The 20,435-nt window shown below is 62.4% G+C and carries 23 protein-coding genes, 1 tRNA gene and 1 pseudogene; 11 read left to right on the top strand and 14 right to left on the bottom strand.

Going from position 1 to position 20,435, the window contains the following annotated elements; genetic code table 11:
* The first annotated feature begins 42 nt into the window (after positions 1-42).
* The 5 genes from ACFOHJ_RS09050 to fdhF all read left to right on the top strand — a co-directional run bounded on the left by ACFOHJ_RS09050 (position 43) and on the right by fdhF (position 8,072).
* Positions 43-1,173, top strand: a complete 1,131-nt coding sequence (locus ACFOHJ_RS09050; RefSeq protein ID WP_378220162.1) for a molybdopterin-binding protein — start codon at positions 43-45, stop codon at positions 1,171-1,173.
* 10 nt (positions 1,174-1,183) lie between these two features.
* Positions 1,184-3,142 (top strand): molybdopterin biosynthesis protein, encoded by a 1,959-nt coding sequence (locus ACFOHJ_RS09045; RefSeq protein ID WP_378220161.1) that lies wholly within the window; start codon positions 1,184-1,186, stop codon positions 3,140-3,142.
* 35 nt (positions 3,143-3,177) lie between these two features.
* On the top strand, positions 3,178-3,441 hold the full coding sequence (locus ACFOHJ_RS09040; RefSeq protein WP_378220160.1) for a sulfurtransferase TusA family protein: 264 nt from the start codon (positions 3,178-3,180) through the stop codon (positions 3,439-3,441).
* Between the two features lie 166 nt (positions 3,442-3,607).
* The gene (locus tag ACFOHJ_RS09035; RefSeq protein WP_378220159.1) at positions 3,608-5,278 is read left to right on the top strand and encodes an NAD(P)H-dependent oxidoreductase subunit E; all 1,671 of its coding nucleotides are present in this window, start codon (positions 3,608-3,610) and stop codon (positions 5,276-5,278) included.
* Position 5,279: 1 nt separating this feature from the next.
* Complete coding sequence (gene fdhF / locus ACFOHJ_RS09030; protein ID WP_378220158.1) at positions 5,280-8,072, top strand: formate dehydrogenase subunit alpha; 2,793 nt, start codon at positions 5,280-5,282, stop codon at positions 8,070-8,072.
* Positions 8,073-8,479: 407 nt separating this feature from the next.
* On the opposite strand, the pseudogene ACFOHJ_RS09025 reads toward fdhF, so the two are convergent.
* A pseudogene (locus tag ACFOHJ_RS09025) lies at positions 8,480-8,683 on the bottom strand (IS3 family transposase); the annotation flags it as partial.
* Positions 8,684-9,101: 418 nt separating this feature from the next.
* Here ACFOHJ_RS09025 and ACFOHJ_RS09020 point away from each other — a divergent pair.
* Genes ACFOHJ_RS09020 through ACFOHJ_RS09010 form a run of 3 tightly spaced genes read left to right on the top strand, consistent with a single transcriptional unit; the run spans position 9,102 to position 10,339 of the window.
* Complete coding sequence (locus ACFOHJ_RS09020) at positions 9,102-9,302, top strand: hypothetical protein (RefSeq protein WP_378220157.1); 201 nt, start codon at positions 9,102-9,104, stop codon at positions 9,300-9,302.
* A complete protein-coding gene (locus ACFOHJ_RS09015) occupies positions 9,299-9,814 on the top strand; it encodes an AAA family ATPase (RefSeq protein WP_378220156.1) in 516 nt (171 codons plus the stop codon). Before ACFOHJ_RS09020 ends, ACFOHJ_RS09015 begins: the two co-directional genes overlap by 4 nt.
* Before the next feature lie 54 nt (positions 9,815-9,868).
* Complete coding sequence (locus tag ACFOHJ_RS09010; protein ID WP_378220155.1) at positions 9,869-10,339, top strand: hypothetical protein; 471 nt, start codon at positions 9,869-9,871, stop codon at positions 10,337-10,339.
* Between the two features lie 991 nt (positions 10,340-11,330).
* Here the strand turns inward: ACFOHJ_RS09010 and ACFOHJ_RS09005 are convergent.
* From ACFOHJ_RS09005 to ACFOHJ_RS08990, 4 genes are all read right to left on the bottom strand, one after another.
* Positions 11,331-11,513 carry a DUF2283 domain-containing protein gene (locus tag ACFOHJ_RS09005; RefSeq protein WP_378220154.1) on the bottom strand — a complete coding sequence of 61 codons (183 nt, stop codon included), beginning with the start codon at positions 11,511-11,513 and terminating at the stop codon, positions 11,331-11,333.
* Positions 11,514-11,870: 357 nt separating this feature from the next.
* Positions 11,871-12,107: a hypothetical protein gene (locus tag ACFOHJ_RS09000; protein WP_378220153.1), complete on the bottom strand. Its 237-nt coding sequence runs from the start codon at positions 12,105-12,107 to the stop codon at positions 11,871-11,873.
* The gene (locus ACFOHJ_RS08995; protein WP_378220152.1) at positions 12,104-12,754 is read right to left on the bottom strand and encodes an acyl-homoserine-lactone synthase; all 651 of its coding nucleotides are present in this window, start codon (positions 12,752-12,754) and stop codon (positions 12,104-12,106) included. Before ACFOHJ_RS08995 ends, ACFOHJ_RS09000 begins: the two co-directional genes overlap by 4 nt.
* Before the next feature lie 90 nt (positions 12,755-12,844).
* Positions 12,845-13,567: a LuxR family transcriptional regulator gene (locus ACFOHJ_RS08990; protein WP_378220151.1), complete on the bottom strand. Its 723-nt coding sequence runs from the start codon at positions 13,565-13,567 to the stop codon at positions 12,845-12,847.
* 83 nt (positions 13,568-13,650) lie between these two features.
* Between ACFOHJ_RS08990 and ACFOHJ_RS08985 the strand changes: the two genes are divergently transcribed.
* The 3 genes from ACFOHJ_RS08985 to ACFOHJ_RS08975 all read left to right on the top strand — a co-directional run bounded on the left by ACFOHJ_RS08985 (position 13,651) and on the right by ACFOHJ_RS08975 (position 14,805).
* Positions 13,651-13,941, top strand: a complete 291-nt coding sequence (locus ACFOHJ_RS08985) for a hypothetical protein (RefSeq protein WP_378220150.1) — start codon at positions 13,651-13,653, stop codon at positions 13,939-13,941.
* A 337-nt stretch (positions 13,942-14,278) separates the two neighbouring features.
* Positions 14,279-14,485 (top strand): hypothetical protein, encoded by a 207-nt coding sequence (locus tag ACFOHJ_RS08980; RefSeq protein WP_378220149.1) that lies wholly within the window; start codon positions 14,279-14,281, stop codon positions 14,483-14,485.
* Positions 14,486-14,640: 155 nt separating this feature from the next.
* Positions 14,641-14,805 carry a hypothetical protein gene (locus tag ACFOHJ_RS08975; protein WP_378220148.1) on the top strand — a complete coding sequence of 55 codons (165 nt, stop codon included), beginning with the start codon at positions 14,641-14,643 and terminating at the stop codon, positions 14,803-14,805.
* Here the strand turns inward: ACFOHJ_RS08975 and ACFOHJ_RS08970 are convergent.
* The 9 genes from ACFOHJ_RS08970 to hisD all read right to left on the bottom strand — a co-directional run bounded on the left by ACFOHJ_RS08970 (position 14,789) and on the right by hisD (position 20,431).
* Positions 14,789-15,289: a hypothetical protein gene (locus ACFOHJ_RS08970; RefSeq protein WP_378220147.1), complete on the bottom strand. Its 501-nt coding sequence runs from the start codon at positions 15,287-15,289 to the stop codon at positions 14,789-14,791. The genes ACFOHJ_RS08975 and ACFOHJ_RS08970 overlap by 17 nt on opposite strands.
* An 88-nt stretch (positions 15,290-15,377) precedes the next feature.
* Complete coding sequence (locus ACFOHJ_RS08965) at positions 15,378-16,493, bottom strand: tyrosine-type recombinase/integrase (RefSeq protein ID WP_378220146.1); 1,116 nt, start codon at positions 16,491-16,493, stop codon at positions 15,378-15,380.
* A 269-nt stretch (positions 16,494-16,762) separates the two neighbouring features.
* Positions 16,763-16,837 (bottom strand) — tRNA-Phe (locus ACFOHJ_RS08960).
* A 190-nt stretch (positions 16,838-17,027) separates the two neighbouring features.
* Positions 17,028-17,234 carry a DNA gyrase inhibitor YacG gene (gene yacG, locus ACFOHJ_RS08955; RefSeq protein WP_378220145.1) on the bottom strand — a complete coding sequence of 69 codons (207 nt, stop codon included), beginning with the start codon at positions 17,232-17,234 and terminating at the stop codon, positions 17,028-17,030.
* Entirely contained in the window at positions 17,231-17,860 is a 630-nt protein-coding gene (locus tag ACFOHJ_RS08950; protein ID WP_378220144.1) for a Maf-like protein, read from the bottom strand. Before ACFOHJ_RS08950 ends, yacG begins: the two co-directional genes overlap by 4 nt.
* A gap of 27 nt (positions 17,861-17,887) precedes the next feature.
* Positions 17,888-18,106 carry a translation initiation factor IF-1 gene (infA, locus tag ACFOHJ_RS08945; RefSeq protein WP_091517499.1) on the bottom strand — a complete coding sequence of 73 codons (219 nt, stop codon included), beginning with the start codon at positions 18,104-18,106 and terminating at the stop codon, positions 17,888-17,890.
* 90 nt (positions 18,107-18,196) lie between these two features.
* Positions 18,197-18,604, bottom strand: coding sequence for an arsenate-mycothiol transferase ArsC (locus tag ACFOHJ_RS08940; RefSeq protein ID WP_378220143.1), 408 nt, complete (start codon positions 18,602-18,604; stop codon positions 18,197-18,199).
* 43 nt (positions 18,605-18,647) lie between these two features.
* Complete coding sequence (locus ACFOHJ_RS08935; RefSeq protein ID WP_378220142.1) at positions 18,648-19,133, bottom strand: UPF0262 family protein; 486 nt, start codon at positions 19,131-19,133, stop codon at positions 18,648-18,650.
* 5 nt (positions 19,134-19,138) lie between these two features.
* Positions 19,139-20,431, bottom strand: a complete 1,293-nt coding sequence (gene hisD, locus ACFOHJ_RS08930) for a histidinol dehydrogenase (RefSeq protein ID WP_378220141.1) — start codon at positions 20,429-20,431, stop codon at positions 19,139-19,141.
* Between the last annotated feature and the right edge of the window lie 4 nt (positions 20,432-20,435).

Genomic DNA, 20,435 nt, shown 5'->3' with positions numbered 1-20,435 from the left:
TCTGTTGCAAAAGCGGTCGGCATCTGTTCCATCATCGGTGCGATGATGAGAACTCACCAACCGACCGGAACCTTGACCAGTCTGGAAGCGGCGCTCGCTGCCCTCCTGGAAGGCGTCGGCCCGGTTGCCTCCCGTCTCGTCCCGCTTGAAGAGGCGCTCGGACGTGTTGCCGCCGGCACGCCGCCCGTCGCGTCGCCTCTCCCGCCGAGGGATACGGCGGCGATCGATGGCTGGGCGTGTCGTGCGCTCGACCTGGTGGGGGCGTCCGGCTATTCGCCCGTGGCGCTGCCGGCCGCCCCGGCCTGGGTGGAGGCAGGCGATGCCATGCCGCAAGGATGCGACTGCGTGTTGCATGTCGATCTCATCGATTGCGACGGCCCCCTCTCGTTTGCCGTCGGCGAGGCTGCGCCCGGTCAGGGCGTGCGCCGCGTGGGCGAGGACATGGCGGCACACCGTCCGCCGGTCGTCGAAGGCGAGGTGATAGGAGCAGCCGACCTGCTCGTCGCCCGTAAGATGAGGTTGAGCGAACTTGCCGTGCGCAGCCCACGCGTGCGCGTTATCGATGTCGCTGCGGCAAACGGCGAGACTTTTTCGGCGCGCTTCATCGCCGAAAGCGTGGCCGCCTCGAACGCGACGGTCACCGCGATCGAGACCGTGACTCGCGATGCGGCATCTGTCACGGCTGCGCTTGCCGGCGAGGCTTGCGACTTGCTTCTCCTGGTAGGCGGCACTGGCGACGGCCGTACCGACATGACGGCCCGGGCGTTGGCGCAAGGCGGTGTGTTGGTCGCGCATCGCGTCGCCGTCCGGGCCGGCGAGACCACCGCGATCGGCCGGCTTGGCAGCACGCCGCTGGTCGCGTTGGCCGGCTTGCCGGACCATGTGTTCGCGGGCTTTCTTGCATTCGTCCAGCCTGCCCTGGACCGTTTGTCGGGCCGGGCAAGACGCGTCAGCCTTACGTTGCCGATTGCGCGCAAGATCGCATCGAGGGTCGGACTGGCCGAGATCGTCCTGCTCGCTCGCGAGAAGGACAACTGGGTGCCGCTTGCTGTCGGCGACTTGTCGCTGGAAGCCATGCGGCTTGCCGATGCGTGGCTTGCGGTGCCAGGCGATAGCGAAGGATATGCCGCCGGCACGCCCGTCGCCGCGACGTTACTCCGCAGTCCGAACTGAATTGGCAAGCATGATGAAGTCTCCGCCTGCAAACCCGCAGAGCACCGCGCAGAAACAGTTTCTGACGATATTGTCGCGAGAGGAAGCACTGGCGCGGTTCGAAGATGCGTTGTTTCCCCGGCCGGTGCCGGTCGAGGAACGGGAGTTGTCCGAAGCACTCGGGTTCGCCCTCGCGCAGGACGTCACGGCGCCGGGCGATGTCCCCCCGTTCGACCGTTCCAACGTGGACGGTTTTGCGGTGCGCGCGGCCGACCTGGCCGCCGCTTCCGAACTGCATCCGGTCCGGTTGCGGCTCAACGCGGAGACGATTGCCTGCGGCCACTCCCCGCAGCTTTCGGTCCTGCCTGGAACCGCGACCGCCATTGCTACCGGCGGGCCGCTGCCGCGCGGGGCCGACGCGATCGTCATGGTGGAGCATACCCAGCCGGTGGAGGCGGGGGACATCGAAGTAGGGCGTGCCGTCTCGCCCGGGCAGTTCGTATCCGGCGCCGGATCGGATATCGCCCGCGGCGAAGTCGTGTTGCGGGCAGGGGCGATCATCGGCGCGCGCGAGATCGGAATGCTCGCGGCTTGCGGAACCGCGCGGGTAAAGGTGGCCAGCAAACTGCGCGTCGCCGTCCTCTCGACCGGCGATGAACTGGTGCAACCGGGTAAGCCGTTGCGACCGGCGGGCATCTACGACGCCAACGGGCCGATCATATGTGCCGCGGTTACCGAAAACGGGGGAGAGGCGGATTTCCTCGGCGCGTTCGCGGACGACGAGGCCAGGCTTGAAAAGGCGATGCGCCAGGCGCTCGCTTCGCACGATGTCCTGGTCCTGTCCGGCGGAACCTCCAAGGGAGCCGGAGACGTCAGCTATCGCATTATCGAGCGTCTCGGAAAGCCGGGAATTATCGCTCACGGCGTTGCGCTCAAGCCCGGAAAGCCACTTTGTCTCGCGGTATGCGACGGCAAGCCGGTCGTCATCCTGCCCGGGTTCCCGACCTCGGCCATGTTCACCTTTCACGACATGGTAGTGCCGGTGTTGCGGCGCATGGCGGGGTTGCCGCCGCGGGTCGATGCTCAGCTGGACGCGCAGCTTCCCTTGCGGGTTGCGTCCGAACTCGGGCGCACCGAATTCGTGATGGTCTCGCTGGTGCAAGGGCGTGACGGACTTGCGGCCTATGCGACCGGCAAGGGATCGGGGGCGATTACCTCCTTCACCCAGGCCGACGGTTTCGTCCGCATCGAAGCTCTCTCCGATCACTTGCCGGCAGGCAGCAAGGTGCCGGTGACGTTGTTCACGCCGCAACTGCGCGTGCCCGATCTCGTCGTCATCGGCAGCCACTGTACCGGTCTCGATCTCGTCATGAGCCAACTCTCGCGGCAGGGGATATCGGTGCGGTCCCTGGCGGTCGGCAGCCTGGGCGGGCTCGCCGCCGCGAAGCGGGGGGAATGCGATCTTGCACCGATCCACCTTTTCGACCCCAAGACCCAGACCTACAACGCGCCGTTTCTCGGCGAAGGCCTCGAACTCGTCTCCGGCTGGCGGCGCATGCAGGGCCTTGTGTTTCGCCCCGGCGACGCGCGTTTCGAGAGGCGCAGTGTCGAACAGGCGGTGCAGGCAGCCCTTGCCGATCCGGAATGCCTGATGGTCAACCGCAACCAGGGTGCCGGCACGCGCATCCTGATCGACCAGTTGCTCGGCTCGGCCCGTCCTGACGGCTACTGGAACCAGCCGCGCTCGCACAATGCCGTCGCCGCCGCGGTCGTTCAGAATCGCGCCGACTGGGGCGTCACCATCGAGCCGGTGGCGCGGGCCGCCGGGCTCGGCTTCATACCGCTGATGCAGGAGCATTATGATTTCGCGCTGGTTTCGCAGCGCGGGGAACGACCGGCGGTGCTGGCGTTCCTGGCCGCCCTTCGGTCGCCCGACATGGAGCAGGCGCTGCAGCGAGCGGGTTTCAGCCGATCGCCCGACGACGAGTAACCGGTCCGGGGCGCCGGAAGCCCGGAACGGTTCGATTGACGATCGCTTTGCCGATCGGGCATGATAGTGCGGTCATGATGACCACCAAACTCGACCTCGCGGGCCTGAAATGCCCACTGCCGGCGCTGAAAACCCGTAAAACCCTCAAGGGGTTGAATTCAGGAGAGCGGCTGGAGGTGTATTGCACCGATCCGCTGGCGGCCATCGACATTCCCAATCTGCTCAACGAAACGGGCGATGGCCTGGAATCCATCCACCGCGACGGCGACGGGCATGTGTTCCTGATCCGCAAGAAATAGCGCCGCGACAGCATGCCATGGTTGCGCAAATGCTCATGATGGTCGCATGCTCGCGCGAAGGCTCGTCCGGGTCGTGTAGAGAATACATCGTGCCTCATACCCAACATCTTTGGCTGGGCGAGGTGGCGTTAAACAGGGCGGGCGCTTCGCCCGAGGAGATCAGGAAATGACCATGCAGGAAAGGCGGCGGAAGGATCGGGGGCCCAAGGGGCGGCCTCTGGACGATTCCGCCCTCGACGAGGTTCGGGCGCTGCTGGGGTCGAAGGAGCGGCGACGTGATCTCCTGATCGAGTTTCTGCATCTCATTCAGGACAAGTACGGGCATCTGTCGGCCGGGCACCTGCGGGCGCTGGCGCATGAGATGAGGCTGGCGCAGGCCGAAGTCTACGAGGTCGCCTCGTTCTACGATCATTTCGACGTGGTGAAAGAGGGCGAGGCGCCGCCGCCGGCGCTCACCATCCGGGTCTGCGATTCGGTAAGCTGCATGCTGGCGGGCGCGGAGGCGCTGGTGGCCGCGTTGCAGAAGGGAGCCGACCCGGCCGCCATGCGTGTCGTGCGCGCGCCCTGCATGGGTCGCTGCGCCGGTGCGCCCGCGGCCCGCATCGGTGACCGAGAGGTCGACCACGCCACGGTCGAGGGCCTGCTGCAGATGGCTGCGAGCGGCGACATCGGGGTAAAGGTGCCGGAGTATGCCGGTCTTGCCGCCTATCGTGCCGAGGGCGGCTATCGACTACTCGAAAAAGTGCGTAGCGGCGAGGTTACTGCCGAAACGCTGATGGCGACGATGCAGGACGCCGGCCTGCGCGGCCTCGGCGGCGCAGGCTTCCCCGCCGGCAAGAAATGGGAGTTCGTGCGCTCCTATGCCGGCCCGCGGCTGATGTCGATCAATGGCGACGAGGGCGAGCCCGGAACGTTCAAGGACCGGGTTTACCTGGAGCGCGACCCCCACCGTACGCTGGAAGGCGCATTGATCGCCGCCCATGCCGTCGAGGCGCAGCGCATCTATTTCTACATGCGTGATGAATACCCGGCGGTACTTTCCATCCTGCGCGCCGAGATCGCCGCGCTCGAGGCGGCCGGCCTTGCCGCGCCGGGCTTCATCGAGCTTCGCCGGGGCGCCGGCGCCTATATCTGCGGCGAGGAAAGCGCGATGCTGGAATCGATCGAGGGCAAACGCGGCCTGCCGCGCAACCGCCCGCCCTATATCGCCGAGGTCGGCCTGTTCGGCCGGCCCACGCTCAACCACAATGTCGAAACGCTTTGGTGGATCCGCGATATCGTCGAAAAGGGCGCGAAATGGTTCGCCGGGCTCGGCAAGCCGGGCCATCCGGGCATCCGCTCGTGGTCCGTTTCGGGCCGCGTGAAGAACCCCGGCGTCAAGATGGCGCCGGCCGGCATCACCGTGCGCGAGCTGATCGAAGAACATTGTGGCGGCATGGCTCCCGGCCACACCTTCAAGGCCTATCTGCCCGGCGGCGCTTCGGGCGGCATCTTGCCGGCCTCGATGGGCGACATCCCCCTCGATTTCGGCGGCGAACTGGCCAAGCAGGGTGCTTTTGTCGGCTCGCACGCCATCGTTGTCTTCTCGGATAAGGACAGCGCCAAGGCGGCGACCGTCAATCTGCTGAAGTTCTTCAAGCATGAAAGCTGCGGCCAGTGTACGCCGTGCCGCGAGGGAACCGGCAAGATGGTTTCCCTGTTGCAGAAGGGAGCGATCGACGAGCAGGCTCTGCGCGACCTTGAGACAGTCATGCGAGATGCGTCGATCTGCGGCCTCGGCCAGGCCGCGCCAAACCCGGTCAACCACCTGTTGACGCACTTCCGTGAGGAGCTCTGAGATGGCGGGTACAATCGAATTCACCCTGGATGGCAGGACGGTTTCGGCAGCCGAGGGCGAGACGATCTGGGAGGTCGCCAAGCGCGAGGGCAACGAGATTCCGCACCTTTGCCATGTCGACATGCCGGGCTACCGCACCGATGGCAATTGCCGCGCCTGCATGGTGGAGATCGACGGCGAGCGCGTGCTTACGGCTTCCTGCATCCGCAAGCCGACCAAGGGCATGGTGGTCAAGACCGCGACCGAACGCGCGAAGAAGTCGCGCGAGATGGTGTTCGAACTGCTGGCCAGCAATATGCGGCCGGCCAATGAAGGCCCCGACAACCAGTCGAACTTCTGGCAATGGGCGTCCTCCATGGGCATTTCGGGCAGCGCGCGCTTCCCGTCCAAGTTCAACGACGCCGAAGTGGCCGAATTCGACGTTTCCAATCCGGCGATCGCCGTCAACCTCGATGCCTGCATCGCCTGCAACGCCTGCGTGCGCGCCTGCCGCGAGGTCCAGGTCAACGACGTGATCGGCATGGCCGACCGTGGCGGCCATACGGTCCCGGTGTTCGACATGCATGACCCGATGGGGCTTTCTACCTGCGTGACCTGCGGCGAGTGCGTGCAGGCCTGCCCGACGGGCGCGCTCTACGAAAAAACGCTGATGGAGCCGTCCTTCAGGACCAGGGCCGTCCAGGAGTTCGACAAGGTCGTGGATTCGGTGTGCCCGTTCTGCGGCGTCGGCTGCCAGACGAAGGTCGCGGTCAAGGACAACCGGATTGTCCAGGTCGATGGTCGCAACGGCCCCGCCAACGAGAACCGCCTGTGCGTGAAGGGCCGCTTCGGGTTCGACTACGCCATGTCCCCCGAGCGCCTGACCAAGCCGCTGATCCGCCGCGACGACGCGCCGAAGGCCGGCGACATCGACCTGCGCGACGTCGATCCGCTGACCGTTTTCCGCGAGGCGACCTGGGAGGAGGCGCTGGAGCGTGCCGCCGGCGGCCTGAAGAAAATCCTGAAGGAAGACGGCGGCCAGGCGCTGGCCGGCTTCGGCTCTGCCAAGGGCTCCAACGAGGAAGCCTATCTGTTCCAGAAATTTGTCCGGCTGGGCTTCGGCACCAACAACATCGACCACTGCACCCGACTGTGCCATGCCTCCTCGGTGGCCGCCCTTATGGAGGGAGTCGGGTCCGGCGCCGTTTCCGCGCCGTTCATGGACGCCATGAAGGCCGACTGCGTCATCATCATCGGCTCGCGCCCGACCACCAACCATCCCGTCGCCGCGACCTATTTCAAGCAGGCGGCCAAGAAGGGCCTCAAGCTGATCATCATGGATCCGCGCCGGCAGGACCTGATGCGCTACGCCACCCACTCGCTGCAATTCAAGGCGGGTAGCGACGTGGCCATGCTCAACGCGCTCCTGCACGTGATCGTGGAAGAAAAGCTTTATGACGAGCAATATATCCAGGCCAACGTCTCGGGCTTCGAAGCGCTGAAGAAGAAGGTCAAGGATTTTTCGCCGGAAGCAATGGCGGAGGTCTGCGGCATCGAGGCGTCGGTGTTGCGCGAGGTGGCGCGCCTTTACGCCAAGTCCGAGCGCTCCATGATCTTCTGGGGCATGGGCCTTTCGCAACATACCCACGGCACCGACAATTCGCGCTGCCTGATCGCGCTGGCCCTGATCACCGGGCAGGTCGGGCGCCCCGGCACCGGCCTGCATCCCCTGCGCGGCCAGAACAACGTCCAGGGCGCGTCCGACGCCGGCCTGATCCCGATGTACTATCCCGACTACAAGTCGGTGGAGAACGTCGACATTCGCAGCGAATACGAGAACTTCTGGGGCCAGACGCTCGACCCCAAGAAGGGCCTCACCGTTGTGGAGATCATCGACGCCATCCATGCCGGCGAGATCAAGGGCATGTACATCATGGGCGAAAATCCGGCCATGTCCGATCCCGACCAGATTCATGCCCGGGCGGCGCTGGCCAGGCTCGACCATCTGGTGGTGCAGGACATTTTCATGACCGAAACCGCCTGGCATGCCGACGTGATCCTGCCGGCCTCGGCGCATGCCGAAAAGCTCGGCACCTACACCAACACCAACCGCCAGGTGCAGATCGGCCGCCCGGCGCTCGACCTGCCCGGCGAGGCCCGCCAGGACCTCGATATCATCATCGAGTTGGCGCGCCGCATGGGCCTCAACTGGAACTACAGCCACGTCTCGGAGGTCTACACCGAGATGGCGCACGTCATGCCTTCGCTCGCCAACATCTCGTGGGAGCGCATCGAGCGCGAAGAGTCGGTCATCTATCCGGCCGACGGTCCGGATGTGCCGGGCAACGAGATCGTCTTCACCTCCGGCTTCCCGACCTCCGACGGTCGCGGCCGCATCGTGCCGGCCGACCTTACGCCGCCTGCCGAAGTCCCGGACGACCAGTATCCGCTGGTGCTGACGACCGGACGCATGCTCGAACACTGGCACACCGGGGCCATGACCAGGCGCGCCGGCGTGCTCAATGCCATCGAGCCCTACGGCATCGCCGCCATGAATCCTTACGAGATCAAGCGGCAGGGCCTTGGCGTCGGCGACATTGTGCAGGTCGAGACTCGCCGGGGTACCGTCGAGGCGATCCTGCGCGCCGACCGCGAAGTGGCGGACGGCATGGTCTTCATGCCCTTCTGCTTCAACGAAAGCCCCGCCAACAGGCTCACCAACCCGATGCTCGACCCCTACGGGAAGATCCCCGAGTTCAAATATTGCGCGGCACGGATCAGGTCGGCGGAGAAAACGGTCGAAGCTGCCGAATGAAAGTGCCGTAGAAGTACCAGCGTAGCAAAAGTACGCATGTTTAATTGGACCTATCCGGCGACCGCTGCGGTAATGGCCTTGGACGACCATGAATCTGTTTGAGGACTGGTCCGACAGCAGCCCAGAAGATTTGCCGGTTCTTCCGGCCCGAACGCGGGGCAGGGCCGGGTGGGCTGGTCGTCGGCCGGAACGATCCGGACTATCTCAGGCCGGACCGGTTGTGGTGGCAGCCGACCGGTGATGCTCGTCCCGCAGCTCTGAGAAACGATGGATAGTCAGGTAGCGCTGTCCAGGCCGGCCATCCGGTGCGGCGAGTTATATTGGACCTGCCGCCTTAGTGGACCGCCGTAGCCGTATCTGGCCACACCCTGAACGGGATGGAGACGGTATCAACGCCTACGAGGCACTTAGATGTTTAGTCCCGGCATTTGCTGGAGCGGATTGAGCCTGAAGCGTTCCGGTTGCGAAGCCCATGCCTTGCAGACGAACTCGTAAGGCGTGAGGCCTCTTAGGGTCTTCAGCCGGCGGGCGGAGTTGTAGGCGGCGACGAAGTCGGCGAGATGGCGGCGGAGCTGGTCGTGGCTCTCGTAGTAGAAACGCCCGACGGTGGCGCCGAGCCGGCTCCGGCGGATGAAGCGGTTATAGAGCGTCCTGTGCGGGCCGTAGCAGAAGCCGTGAATCACAGCGCAATCCAAATCAATAGGTCCTGAGCCTAGCTTCGCTCTTCAAATGCCGATCTTGGCGGCAGCCGCCGAAATCACATTTCGGCGGCACGCTCTGGCGAACCCGGAAGCGTTGCTATCCGACGCAAAATTTAAGTAGACTATTCTGAGATGCATTCCGTCCCCTGTAGCGTCATCATCGAAGAAGACTTTGCCTTCATCCTCGTGATGCGCGACTTGTAGGGCCTCGAATGAGGCTCCTCCTCGCCCTCCTGGCCTACTACCACGCACGCCGCGCCCGGGTTCACTCCCGGGCGTATAGGCACCACATGGACCGCCGAGCGGCCGTTCTGGAAAGGGCTGGCCGATGAATGCTCCCATCTCAAAACAGGTGGCCGAGCAAGCCATATTCGCAGCGGCGCGCTGGTACGTCGCGAACCGCGAAACCATCAGGCAACGGCAGGGCCGCGTCGTTCCCGAACTCCGCAATCGTTTTGGGCTCACGCCCCGGCAGGCGAAGCCATTCGTCATGCCAACGCGGCCGAGCAGAAAGGATCCTGATCTGTGACAGCATTTGTCACCATCGCAGAAATCGAACGTGCGCTGCTGCATGATAAGCCGCGCCGCCGGATCATCATTCCCGATGTCCTCCCGGCTGGTCCTTGCCTGATCTACGGCCCGAGCGGAGTCGGCAAAACCGGCATCGCGATCCGAACCGGTGTTGCCGTGGCTGGCGGGCTCCAGTGGGCAGGTAGGATGATCAGCCGCGGAAGTGTCCTCTACGTGGCCGGCGAAGACATCGAAGGTGCAAAGGTCCGCCTCGTTGCTGCCGCGCGAGAACTCGGCCTCGATCCTTCCACCTTGCCCGTAGCGATCATGGAAGCGCCGGCCGACGGGCTTGTCAGCAATTCTACGCGGATTGCCGTAGTTGGTGCCGCACAGGCCCTCGCCAAGAATTTCAATCTGCCGATTGCCGCCGTCATCGTCGACACGCTGGCGGCTAGTTTCGGGCCGAAAAGCCAGGACGAAGCTACCGCCGCGTCGGAATACATGAGCAATGCCGACAGGACCGCCCGCTAACTGGAATGCGCCTTCCTGTCCATCCACCACACGGGCAAGAACGAGAATAGCGGTATGCGGGGCAGCCGGGTGTTCTTCGACCGTGCCGATGCCGTGGTCAGGGTGAACCAGGGCAAGGGCGGCGCCACCTTCGTCGAGGTCGAGAAGATGCGGAACGGCCCGAAGGGCGCCCGCTTCGCCTATGTGAAGGCCCACTTCATCGAGGCAACTGACACGATCGCGAATATGGACGTCGGCCAGCTTCGGCCGTCGAAAGTTCGCTCATTCTGGCCGACTTATCAAACCGAGAATGTCGGCGGCCATCACCCTGGCTATGGCATCAACGGCAGCTATGTCCCGTACCGGCCATCGAGCAAAGCGATATCCCGCGCCGAGGAAGTGATGTTTCTCGTATGCGGCTTCGGAATCAGCCTGTCTTCTCTGAAATTCTTCTTCGAGCTTCGATTGGCGCTCGGCATACTCCTGCTCGAGCTTCAATCGAGCCGCCGCCAACTGTTCTGCGATGTTGGTCGCGGTCCCTTGTAGGCTCGCGAGCATCTGCTGATGAGATTTGATTAGCGCGGTGAAGGATTTTTGGTTGTGAAATAGCCCGGTGAATGGCTCCGGGCCGAAAACGAACATCCGATCTACAAGCTCGTTTATCGTTCGAATAAGGTCTCGCTGGACCTGTTGAGTGTTCCCATTATTGTTGATGGAGAGTCGGTCAGTTGTGGAGTCTGGTTCGCTCGTCTGTCTGTTGATGCTAACAGAGATGCCATTTGCATTGGTAGAGATGGCGCTGATTGAAAAAAACCCGGATTTTGCAAAATACAATCCGTCTGCCCCATCAGCATCGGCGAGGTTAACGCCAATACTCCCGGCTGCGCCCGTTTCTAAGATATTTAAGTTGGGTTGACCCAATTGCTGTCGAAACTTCGCGAAAAAACGTGAAAAGATCGCGATCACGGATGCGCGGAACATCGATTTTGTAGTCTGCCATTTACGCCCCCTGCCACCGTAAGAAAAGCAGATGTAAGTGGTCGCGGCAATAGAACACGTCATCCCCTCGTTTCGCCGACGATCGGCGCCAGTTATCGCAAAGCGGGCGACTAGAGGAGGCCGTATCGTGGGAATGCGGCAATGTCGATTGCCCCGCAAGCCACCAGTCCATCGCCCACCAGGCATAGGCGACAGGCAGCACCCATGACGACGCTCAAGACAATCCGGCCCCGCGTCGGCACTGTGGGCGCCCGCTTCGCCAGCCAAGCCCATACAGGCCCTGAGCGCGACCAGCAGCGGGCAGCGGCCTCCTCATGGCGGGAATGGTGGCTCGATTCGATTGGTGGGGGCATCAGTCGGTCGGGCCGGTCTCAGGCAATCGCCGCGCCCATCTCGTCCCCAGCCAGCATTTGCAATCATGAGCAACAAGCCGCACCGCGGTGATCCTGACCTGTTCTGGGATGAGGCGAACCTGATGGCTGTGTCTCGCTGAACGAAACTAAGCGGGGGAATGAAGTTCCCCCACGGTTCCGTTTGATTAGGAAAGCGCGTTGCGACGCCTGGCGGCAATCCTGTCGACCTCTATGGCTACAACTTCGCCAGCGCTGTCGTAGTCCAGGACAACGCCCGTTGCCACTTCCTCGCTTTCAATGATTTTGCCTTCGGCGAGGCGCGCGATGATCCTATCCGTCTTGGGGTCGCTTTTGATCTCGTGTCTCATGTTGATTACCGTGCCCTCTTCAAGTCAGTTTTTGATAGGTCGCCTTTCGGTCCTTCCCAACCCTCGTCCGTAGAATCCTTCCTGCTCTCCCATCGTTGCCAATCCTCCTTTGAATCGAACCGGTATCCAGATGGGTGTTTGCCCTCCAGTGTGACGATGTCCAATCCTCCACACGAAGACCGGATAATTTGGCGACAAGCGGGGGAATACGGTTTTTGAGACTGGTCAGAGATGCGTCTTCGGCGGCCAACTGAACGGCACCAGAGGTGGCCGTCCACATGTTGGAATCGTCCTCCCAATTGATCAGGACATCTACTCTCATCAGACCTTCTCCTATGGCTCCATAATCCATCGCCCTTAGCCGGCGGCCTTCAATTTATGGACTGCACTGATATTTTGGTGCTTCTCCCGGATCACGTCAGATGCTGCAAAATGAGCCATGGCGATAAGGTATGTGAGAAACTGTTCGTCCTCTGCTTCCACCATGTCACGCAGTTCGCGGAGCATCTGGCGAACGTAGTCCAACCTCTCCATTTTCTGCTTGGTTGCCGCCGTTCGCACCTGCTCTCGTGATTGTCGCTGCGACGAGCTCACATCGCGATCCTCCGTTCGATTTCGGTCACGAACGGTTGATACGGGCCTTTCTGAACTAAGCCGTGCGACGTGATCCCGGTTGAGGCCAACGCATTGTCTCTGGCCGCCTCGTTGACTTGCATGTAGGCCACGACACACCAGCGGCCCGCGACCTTGGCAGGCGTGCCTGCCGGATTGACCTCCCAAGCGAGACGCTTCCACATCCGCATCCAGTAAAGGTCCTGGATGCCGCCGACCTCCTCGATTCCTTCTTGCAGGCAGAACTGCATGACAGCCGCGCAAATCTGCCCCTTGATCGGCCCGATGCCGTTCTCACGCCTTTCCGGAACAATGAATGCTCGGGTCCACTCCGCCACTGTTGGCGATTTGACGACACCCGTTAGGTTCGATAGGTGAGGGAACACCTGATCTGCCATATGAGGCAGTGTCGTCGACAAAAGGCGCGTCCCGCAGATGACGTCGCCATCGTCGACGCCAATCAGATAGGTTGCTGCATCCGTATCGAATTGGTCGACCTCGAAGCCGGAACCGTCGTCTTCGCGCCAGTGCTTCTCATGGACATAGATGGCGTGCCTAGCCCGGAAAAATTCAATCAATTCATGTTTATAGCAATGACGATTGGCCGCCGTCACGACGTGCATTTCCATTTTCCGCCTCCCCGCAAAACTGATTTGCAGGGAGAGGATCGGATTTAAGCGGTCTGATTCGTCACTGTCCGGACGGCTACAAAAAACAACTTACAGGGGAATAATGCCGCGCTGTACGGAAACCGCGATAGCCTGGGTTGTAGTTGCTACGCCAAGCTTCCGGCGAACCGTCGCACGATGAACCTTCACCGCGCTTTCCGAGATAGAAAGGATGCAGGAAGTTTCCCAGGCGGTTTTCCCGGCGGCCATCCACTTCAGATGTTCTATGTCGCGATAGGTGAGTGCGGGTTTGTCATGCTTGCGCGACAGACGCTCGATATCCTCGGCCGCTGATTTGTAATAACTGACTGCAAGAAAAATCGATGCCTCGTCGGAAGCGTCAATGGAGAGATTACTTTCCGATGCCAATGACACGACTGCAGATGTTTCTCCGTGCAGCGGGTAGGCGATGCCATCGGCAAGGCCGTGTTCCCACGCCTCGCCCGCTATCTGGCGTCTGATCGGTGTCGGCGTCGTCGCCTTCTGTGCATCTTGCCACCGGAATGGCCGACGCTTCGTGATTGACCACCGACCGACAGGATCTTCAGCGAAATAGTTCTGATCCCGGTAGCGATCGGTCCAGCCTTCCGGCCAATGGTCGCAGACGATTAGAGGCGCGACGTCGTATCCCGCGCTTGGGAGCCCTGTGAAAATGAATGACGTTAAGCCGAATTGGCTCATCAACTGAGAAAAATCGGCGGTGAGCGACTTTAAGTCGGGATACCGATTTATGTGCGACGCGAACTCCAAAACTTCGAGATGCCGGTTAACCATGATTGCCACTTTCCTGGTCTAGCGGTTGCACACTGTCAATTCCTCAACTATCGGATGCATAGGGGACTGATTGGATAGACTGAATGCCTTCCAACGATGTCAACGATGAGGTGTGGGATAGATTGAGACGGCAGCTAGAAACTGCCGGACGTGTCACCTTGGCCGAATCTCTCCTGCCAAAATCCGATCACGGCAAGGTGCGTGAAGGTTTCACAAAAGCCGAAATCACGAAGATTGCGTCGTTCATCATGGACGCGTGCGATGGCGATACACCCAAGGCGCTTGCATATGCCAAGCGGTTTGAGAAAAGCAGCGAAGATCGGCTTTTCGGCCGCGTCGTGCGTGTAGCGGTCGAGAAGAAGCTGAATGCGTAGAAGCGCCTTGTCGCGGTTGTGCCGCGTCATGATCGAATCTGCCCCGTAGCCCAGTCACAGGTTATTGAGATTCGCCACAATGTCACTCGAAAAGCTGGATGTAATCGTTGGTCTTTGGGCTAATCTACCGGCCCCATCAGGAGCGTTTTCCAGACTGCGGGGACTGTAGGCCGAAGCTCAAAAAGACCAACGTCAGCCAGAAACGAGGACGGCCGCAAACGGCGCTGGCGGCGAACCATGGACGTCCTCGATCACAACCCATCGTGCGCTCACAGACTCCCGATAGTCGGCTGCGCATAGGGTTGCACCATCGCGCCGGCTGGGCGGGCGTCAATCCATGTCGCATATCATGTCGCGTCGAGTAGCCGCGCGCCAGTCCTTCCGCTACCTTTGCCAAATGGAAGACGACGACAAGCTGGACCTGATCTGGGGCGTGGAGAACATCGCCCAATTCATCGGGCGCACTTATCAGCAGACCCACCACATGCTCAGCAAAGGAAGCATTCTGGGGCTGCGTGTCGGCGAGCGGTGGGTTGTTGATTGACGCGACCTGATCGCGTTCTTCCGAAGTGATCCAAGCAGTAGACGTACGGCCATCGATAAGCGAATATCTGGCGAAGGGGCGACTAGCGAGAAAAGATCGTGCTCGAATCCCCAATGCCGCCTCGTCTACGCCGCTCACAAGTTCCTGCCTACCTTATGGAAAAGCACGGCATCCCGATTGCCGTTGCCACGCTCAACAAACTGGCCAGCATCGGCGGCGGTCCGCTGATGACCTACAGCGGGCGCATCCCGCTCTACCATGTCGATGATCTCGACGCCTGCGGTCGCACAACCATGGCGTTGCTCAGCGCGCGGTATTGATCGGGTAGGATGGGTGCATCAAAGCGATGCAGGTTCGGGTTCGAACGAAGTTCGGCAAATCCGGCCAGCCGCGCCAGCGCAGGAGGAGGTCGTGGACGCCTTTGACTTCGACGATATAGGCTTCAAACCAGGCTTCGCCCTCGGCGTCATAGGCCAGTACAAGATCTCCGACCACGATCTTCGACCAATCGTCGGGAAGGGTGAAGCTTTCGGGTTCCGCATTCGCCGCCGCCGCTGCGTCGGCAGCCGCGCGGCGAAGAGCGTTCGTTTCGGCAAGTGCCTCTCGGTCTTTCTTCGGCAGGCTATCGTGAAGCCGCTCGTATAGGTCACTTTTTACGAAGGGAACGAAGGCGCGGCCGCTTTCATAGAGCTTGCCCGCTGGCAGGGATGAGCCGTACAGCGCGCGAGACGCAGGACGCTGAAGCCTTCGGCCAGATGTGCAATGCCCTTCATTAGTCTGCCAGCGGTGGTACGCCCAGCCCACGCCGCAAAACAACCGCGATCAATGCCGTCACCATGGGCCATGACTCACGGCGAATGCCTGCTCGATTGCCTGCTATGGGTTAAGTCCTTCATCGCCGCGCTTCGAACGGCATGATCTCGGCGCGATTTCGCATCCGGTCGATCTCGTCCGCCCACCACGTTTGCATTCGGATGCGTTCATCCCAGTGTGGGCCGCGGTTATAGGCACGGCGAACTTCACTTTGATCCATGTGTGCAAGCTCCCGCTCGATGGCATCGGCCGACCAGAGACCACTTTCGTTCAGCATCGTAGAGGCGGACGATCGAAAGCCGTGACTGGTCGCCTCATCTTTTGTAAATCCCATTCGGCGTAATGCAGCATTTGTCGTGTTGTCCGATATCGCGCGACGCCGCGACCTCACTGATGGGAAAACGAGTTTTCCATCGCCGGTGATCTGATTGAGTTCATGCAGGATTGACGCCGCCTGCACCGGTAAGAACTTGCGGTGTTCGCGCCGCATTTTTGTTCTCTCAGCTGGAATTACCCATATTGGCGTTTCAGCAGCCAGATCGAATTCGTTCCATTCAGCCCACCGAAGTTCGCCAGGTCGTGGGAAAAGATAGGCCAGAAGCTGTAATGCGGCTTTTGTTTCCGGCTGGCCGTCATAACTCCAGATGGCGCATAGCAGGGCGCCGAAGGCCTTTGTGTCGAGTATGGCGGCGCGATGGGTTACTGTCGGCGCGGTCAGTGCGCCGCGCAAGGCGAGTGTCGGATCAGTCTCCGCGCGGGCAGTCGCGATCGCAAATCGAAAAACCGCACCGATCTGCCCCCTCATCCTACGTGCCGTCTCGTAGTTGCCAGCGCGTTCGATTTTGCGCAGGCATTGAAGAATTTCTGCCGGTGTGATTTGCGCGATCGGGCGCGGCCCGATATCCGACCGCGCCATGTCAAGAAGCCATCGCTTCTTTGAGATCGTTGCCTTCGCGCGGCCCTCTCTCTCGTCCTTGGCGATCAGTTCGTCTGCGATCGCCGAGAATGTATTCGCTTCACCCTCCGCTTTCCTGATCTTGTCGAGTTTGGCCTCGACGGACGGGTCGCGGCCGGATGCAAGAATTACTTTTGCCTGATCTCGTCGCTTTCGGGCATCGGCAAGGGATACGGCCGGATAGCTACCGAAAGCCATGAGCTTTTCTTTGCCGTTGAACCGGAATTTCCAGCGCCGCAACTCGAGCCGCCTGGAGTCAAATAGATGAACAATCCCTCGGAATCGGCGTACTTGCGAGCGGTGACCGATGGTTTGAGTGCGCGAATCGCTGCGTCAGAGAGGGCCACCTGGGGGTATCGTAGCGCATCATCGTTGATCGTACCCCCAACAATCCCTGAAAACTGTCGGATGCAACCGGATGGCATCGAGCGATAGCGGACGAACGATGACCTGAAACCCGCAGAATTCCGGGTTTATTGGGAACTGCTGGACCATGTTGGAGAAGGGAATGGTGCCCAGGGGCGGAATCGAACCACCGACACGCGGATTTTCAGTCCGCTGCTCTACCCCTGAGCTACCTGGGCCAACCATCGCCGATGCGTGGGGAAACCGCATTCGTTCTTTCGGCGACGTCCTCGCGCCCCCTGAAAGCGCGAGGGTTATAGCACGAGAATCGAACCTGTCCAGCGCTGCGAAGGCGATTTCGACGAAGAAATCCAAAGCCTTCCGGGGCTTTGTTTTCCGGCCCTGGGGCAGGCCTCGAATCGGACCCGGTCAGTCCTGTTCCGGCGTGCCGTCCGGCGTATCCTCGGCGTCCTCGCCGGGGATGACATAGGCGCCGCTCAGCCAGCGGTTGAGGTCGACATTCTTGCAGCGCACGGAGCAGAACGGATAGGTGTCGCGCGCCGAGGGCCTGCCGCATTCGGGGCACGGCCGCCTCGGGCGAAGCGGCGTCACCTTGGCTTTTTCGCCCTCGCTCACGAGCGCTCGCCCGACGGCCAGTTGGCGTGGATCTTGAAGCCTTCGCCGGCGAGCAGGGCCGCGGTTTCATAAAGGGGGAGGCCGACGACGTTGGTGTAGGAGCCGACGAGCTTGATCACGAACGATCCGGCCAGCCCCTGCACCGCATAGCCGCCCGCCTTGCCGCGCCATTCGCCGCTGGCCAGGTAGCCCGCGATCTCCTCGCGCGGCAGCCGCTTGAAGCGCACCCGCGTTTCGACCAGGCGCTGGCGCAGCTTGCCGCCGGGAGCGATCAGGCAAACCCCGGTATAGACGCGATGCGCCCGGCCGGAGAGCAGTTGCAGGCAATAGGTGGCTTCGTCGGCCGTTTCAGCCTTGGGCAGGATACGCCGCCCGACTGCGACGACCGTATCGGCGGCAAGGATGTAGCCGGCGCCGTGGTCGGCCTCTTTCGTGAGGGCGGCGAGCGCCTTCTCGGCCTTTTCCTTCGACAGGCGCTTGGCCAGCGAGCGCGGATGCTCGGCCCGGAGCGGCGTCTCGTCGATGCCGGCCGGAAAGATCCGGTCGGGCTCAATGCCTGCCTGCTGCAACAGTTCGATGCGGCGCGGCGATCCCGAAGCAAGCACAAGCGTCTGTGAACTGCTCATCCGGTCCGGCCGTCCCGATCGTCGATCTTACTTGAAACGGTAGGTGATGCGGCCCTTGGTCAGGTCGTAGGGCGTCATCTCGACCAGGACCTTGTCACCGGTGAGCACGCGGATGCGGTTCTTGCGCATGCGCCCGGCGGTGTGGGCGACGATTTCATGTTCGTTTTCGAGTTTCACCCTGAACATCGCGTTGGGCAGCAATTCCGTGACGACTCCCGGAAACTCGAGGACTTCTTCCTTCGGCATTCGAACCCTTTTCTCGGATGGCTTGCGGCGGCTGGCCGCGAATTTTGCGCGGAACCTATAGTATAATCCGCAGTTTGTGAACACGCTTAATCAAGGGTGCGGTTGCTGGCCGGCGGTGCCGAAACGCTGGCCGATGCGCGCCTTGAGGCGCTCGCGCACGTCGCGGTAGCCGGCCATGATCTGTTCGCGGGTCCCGCTGATCGTCGTCGGGTCCGGCATCGGCCAGTATTCGACCTCGACCGCCAGCGAACGCGTCAGTTCCAGCGCGGCGTGATGGGCTTCCGGCGCCAGCGTGACGATGATGTCGAAATAGTCGTCCTCGAGATCGTCCAGCGTGCGCGGGCGATGGTCGCCGAGCGACAGGCCCTCTTCGGCAAGCACGGCGTCGACGAACGGGTCGCGCTCGCCGCTGCGCACCCCGGCGGAAGCGACGAAGACGGTCGTCGGCAGCATTTTGCGCGTCAGTGCCTCGGCCATCGGCGAGCGTACGGCATTCATGCCGCACATGAAGAGGATGGAGCGAGGTTGGCGGCTGGACAGTTTATCCTCGCCAGTGCAGCACGCAAACCAGCGTGAACAGGCGGCGCGCGGTATTGAAATCGATCTCGATCTTGCCCGACAGTCGGTCCATCAGCGTTTGCGAGCCTTCGTTGTGCAGGCCGCGCCGGCCCATGTCGATCGCCTCGATCTGGCTGGGGGTCGAGGAGCGGATGGCGTCGTAATAGCTTTCGCAGATGAGATAGTAGTCCTTGACGATGCGCCGGAACGGCGTCAGCGACAGGATATGCGTCACCACGGGGTCGCCATCGGCGCGCGCGATGGCCAGGACCAGCCGTCGCTCGGCCAGCGACAGCTTCAGCGTGTAGGGGCCGCTGCCGTCGTCGTTGACCGGGCGAAAGCTGTTTTCCTCGATCAGGTCGAAGATCGCCACCGCCCGCTCATGCTCGATATCGGGGGTCGAACGACTGATGGTTTCGTCGAGTTCGACGTCGATCAGCCTGGCGTGGTCGGCGGCCTTGTTCGACATGGCGGCTACATGTTCAGCCTTATGGCGACGGAGCGCGCATGGGCGTCGAGGCCTTCCGCCGTGGCCAGCGCGATCGCGGCCGGTCCAAGCTCGCGCAACTGTTCGGCGCCGAGCTTCAGGACCGAGGTGCGCTTGACGAAATCGAGCACGGAAAGGCCGGACGAGAACCGGGCCGAGCGCGCCGTCGGCAGCACGTGGTTGGAGCCACCGACATAGTCGCCGATGACTTCCGGCGTGTGGCGGCCGAGGAATACGGCGCCCGCGTTGCGCAGGCGCGAAAGGAAGGCCTCGGCATCGTCGATGGCGAGTTCAACGTGCTCGGCCGCGATGCGGTTGGCGAGCGGCAGCGCCGCCTCGAAGGAATCGACCAGGATCACCGCGCCGAAATCGCGCCAGCTTGCCGCCGCCGTTTCGGATCGCGACAGCCGCGCCAGTTGCTTCTCCACCGCCTGTTCGACCGCGCGGCCGAAGGCGGGATCGTCGGTGATGAGGATCGACTGGGCCGCCGTGTCGTGCTCGGCCTGCGCCAGGAGGTCGGCGGCGATCCAGTCCGGATCGTTGGAGCCGTCGGCGATCACCAGCACTTCGGATGGCCCGGCGATCATGTCGATGCCGACCGTGCCGAACACCTGCCGCTTGGCCGCCGCGACATAGGCGTTGCCCGGTCCGACGATCTTCGACACCGGGGTGATGGTCTGCGTGCCGTAGGCGAGGGCCGCAACGGCTTGCGCGCCGCCGATCCGGTAGATCTCGGAAATGCCGGCGAGGTCGGCGGCGACCAGCACCAGCGGATTGATGGCGCCGCCGGGGGCCGGCACGACCATGACGATGCGTTCGACGCCCGCGACCCGTGCCGGCACCGCGTTCATCAGCACCGAACTCGGATAGCTTGCCGTGCCGCCGGGTACGTAGAGCCCGACCGCCTCGATCGCCGTCCAGCGCGAGCCGAGTTCGACGCCGATCGGATCGCGGTAGCGCTCGTTCTTCGGCATCTGGCGGCTGTGATGGGCATGGATTCGCTCGCGTGCCAGCTTCAGGGCCTCGACGGTGGCCGGATCGGCTTCGGCATAGGCTTTCCGGATCGCGTCTTTCGACACGGCGATGCCGAGCGTGTCGAGATCGGCGCGGTCGAACTGCCGCGTGTAGTCGATCAGCGCTGCGTCGCCCTCGGCGCGCACCCGGGCGAGGATGGCGCGCACCGCCGCGTCGACATCCGCCGACACCTCGCGCTTGGTGGAGAGGAAGGCGGCGAAGCGCTGCTCGAAATCGGCGTCGGATCGACGAAGGGTGATGGCCATGGAT

It is taken from the genome of Aquamicrobium soli (genome assembly GCF_042646345.1).
GTDB lineage: Bacteria > Pseudomonadota > Alphaproteobacteria > Rhizobiales > Rhizobiaceae > Mesorhizobium > Mesorhizobium soli_A.
Note: the sequence above shows the minus strand (reverse complement) of the source record. Positions and strands in the feature narration are given on the sequence as shown.

Coding starts and splice junctions, on each gene's coding strand:
- ACFOHJ_RS09050 (WP_378220162.1), top strand. CDS start 43: ATGATGAGAACTCACCAACCGACCGGAACCTTGACCAGTCTGGAAGCG.
- ACFOHJ_RS09045 (WP_378220161.1), top strand. CDS start 1,184: ATGATGAAGTCTCCGCCTGCAAACCCGCAGAGCACCGCGCAGAAACAG.
- ACFOHJ_RS09035 (WP_378220159.1), top strand. CDS start 3,608: ATGACCATGCAGGAAAGGCGGCGGAAGGATCGGGGGCCCAAGGGGCGG.
- fdhF (WP_378220158.1), top strand. CDS start 5,280: ATGGCGGGTACAATCGAATTCACCCTGGATGGCAGGACGGTTTCGGCA.
- ACFOHJ_RS09020 (WP_378220157.1), top strand. CDS start 9,102: ATGAATGCTCCCATCTCAAAACAGGTGGCCGAGCAAGCCATATTCGCA.
- ACFOHJ_RS09010 (WP_378220155.1), top strand. CDS start 9,869: ATGCGGGGCAGCCGGGTGTTCTTCGACCGTGCCGATGCCGTGGTCAGG.
- ACFOHJ_RS09005 (WP_378220154.1), bottom strand. CDS start 11,513: ATGAGACACGAGATCAAAAGCGACCCCAAGACGGATAGGATCATCGCG.
- ACFOHJ_RS08995 (WP_378220152.1), bottom strand. CDS start 12,754: ATGGAAATGCACGTCGTGACGGCGGCCAATCGTCATTGCTATAAACAT.
- ACFOHJ_RS08990 (WP_378220151.1), bottom strand. CDS start 13,567: ATGGTTAACCGGCATCTCGAAGTTTTGGAGTTCGCGTCGCACATAAAT.
- ACFOHJ_RS08985 (WP_378220150.1), top strand. CDS start 13,651: ATGCCTTCCAACGATGTCAACGATGAGGTGTGGGATAGATTGAGACGG.
- ACFOHJ_RS08980 (WP_378220149.1), top strand. CDS start 14,279: ATGTCGCATATCATGTCGCGTCGAGTAGCCGCGCGCCAGTCCTTCCGC.
- ACFOHJ_RS08975 (WP_378220148.1), top strand. CDS start 14,641: ATGGAAAAGCACGGCATCCCGATTGCCGTTGCCACGCTCAACAAACTG.
- ACFOHJ_RS08950 (WP_378220144.1), bottom strand. CDS start 17,860: ATGAGCAGTTCACAGACGCTTGTGCTTGCTTCGGGATCGCCGCGCCGC.
- infA (WP_091517499.1), bottom strand. CDS start 18,106: ATGCCGAAGGAAGAAGTCCTCGAGTTTCCGGGAGTCGTCACGGAATTG.
- ACFOHJ_RS08940 (WP_378220143.1), bottom strand. CDS start 18,604: ATGAATGCCGTACGCTCGCCGATGGCCGAGGCACTGACGCGCAAAATG.
- ACFOHJ_RS08935 (WP_378220142.1), bottom strand. CDS start 19,133: ATGTCGAACAAGGCCGCCGACCACGCCAGGCTGATCGACGTCGAACTC.
- hisD (WP_378220141.1), bottom strand. CDS start 20,431: ATGGCCATCACCCTTCGTCGATCCGACGCCGATTTCGAGCAGCGCTTC.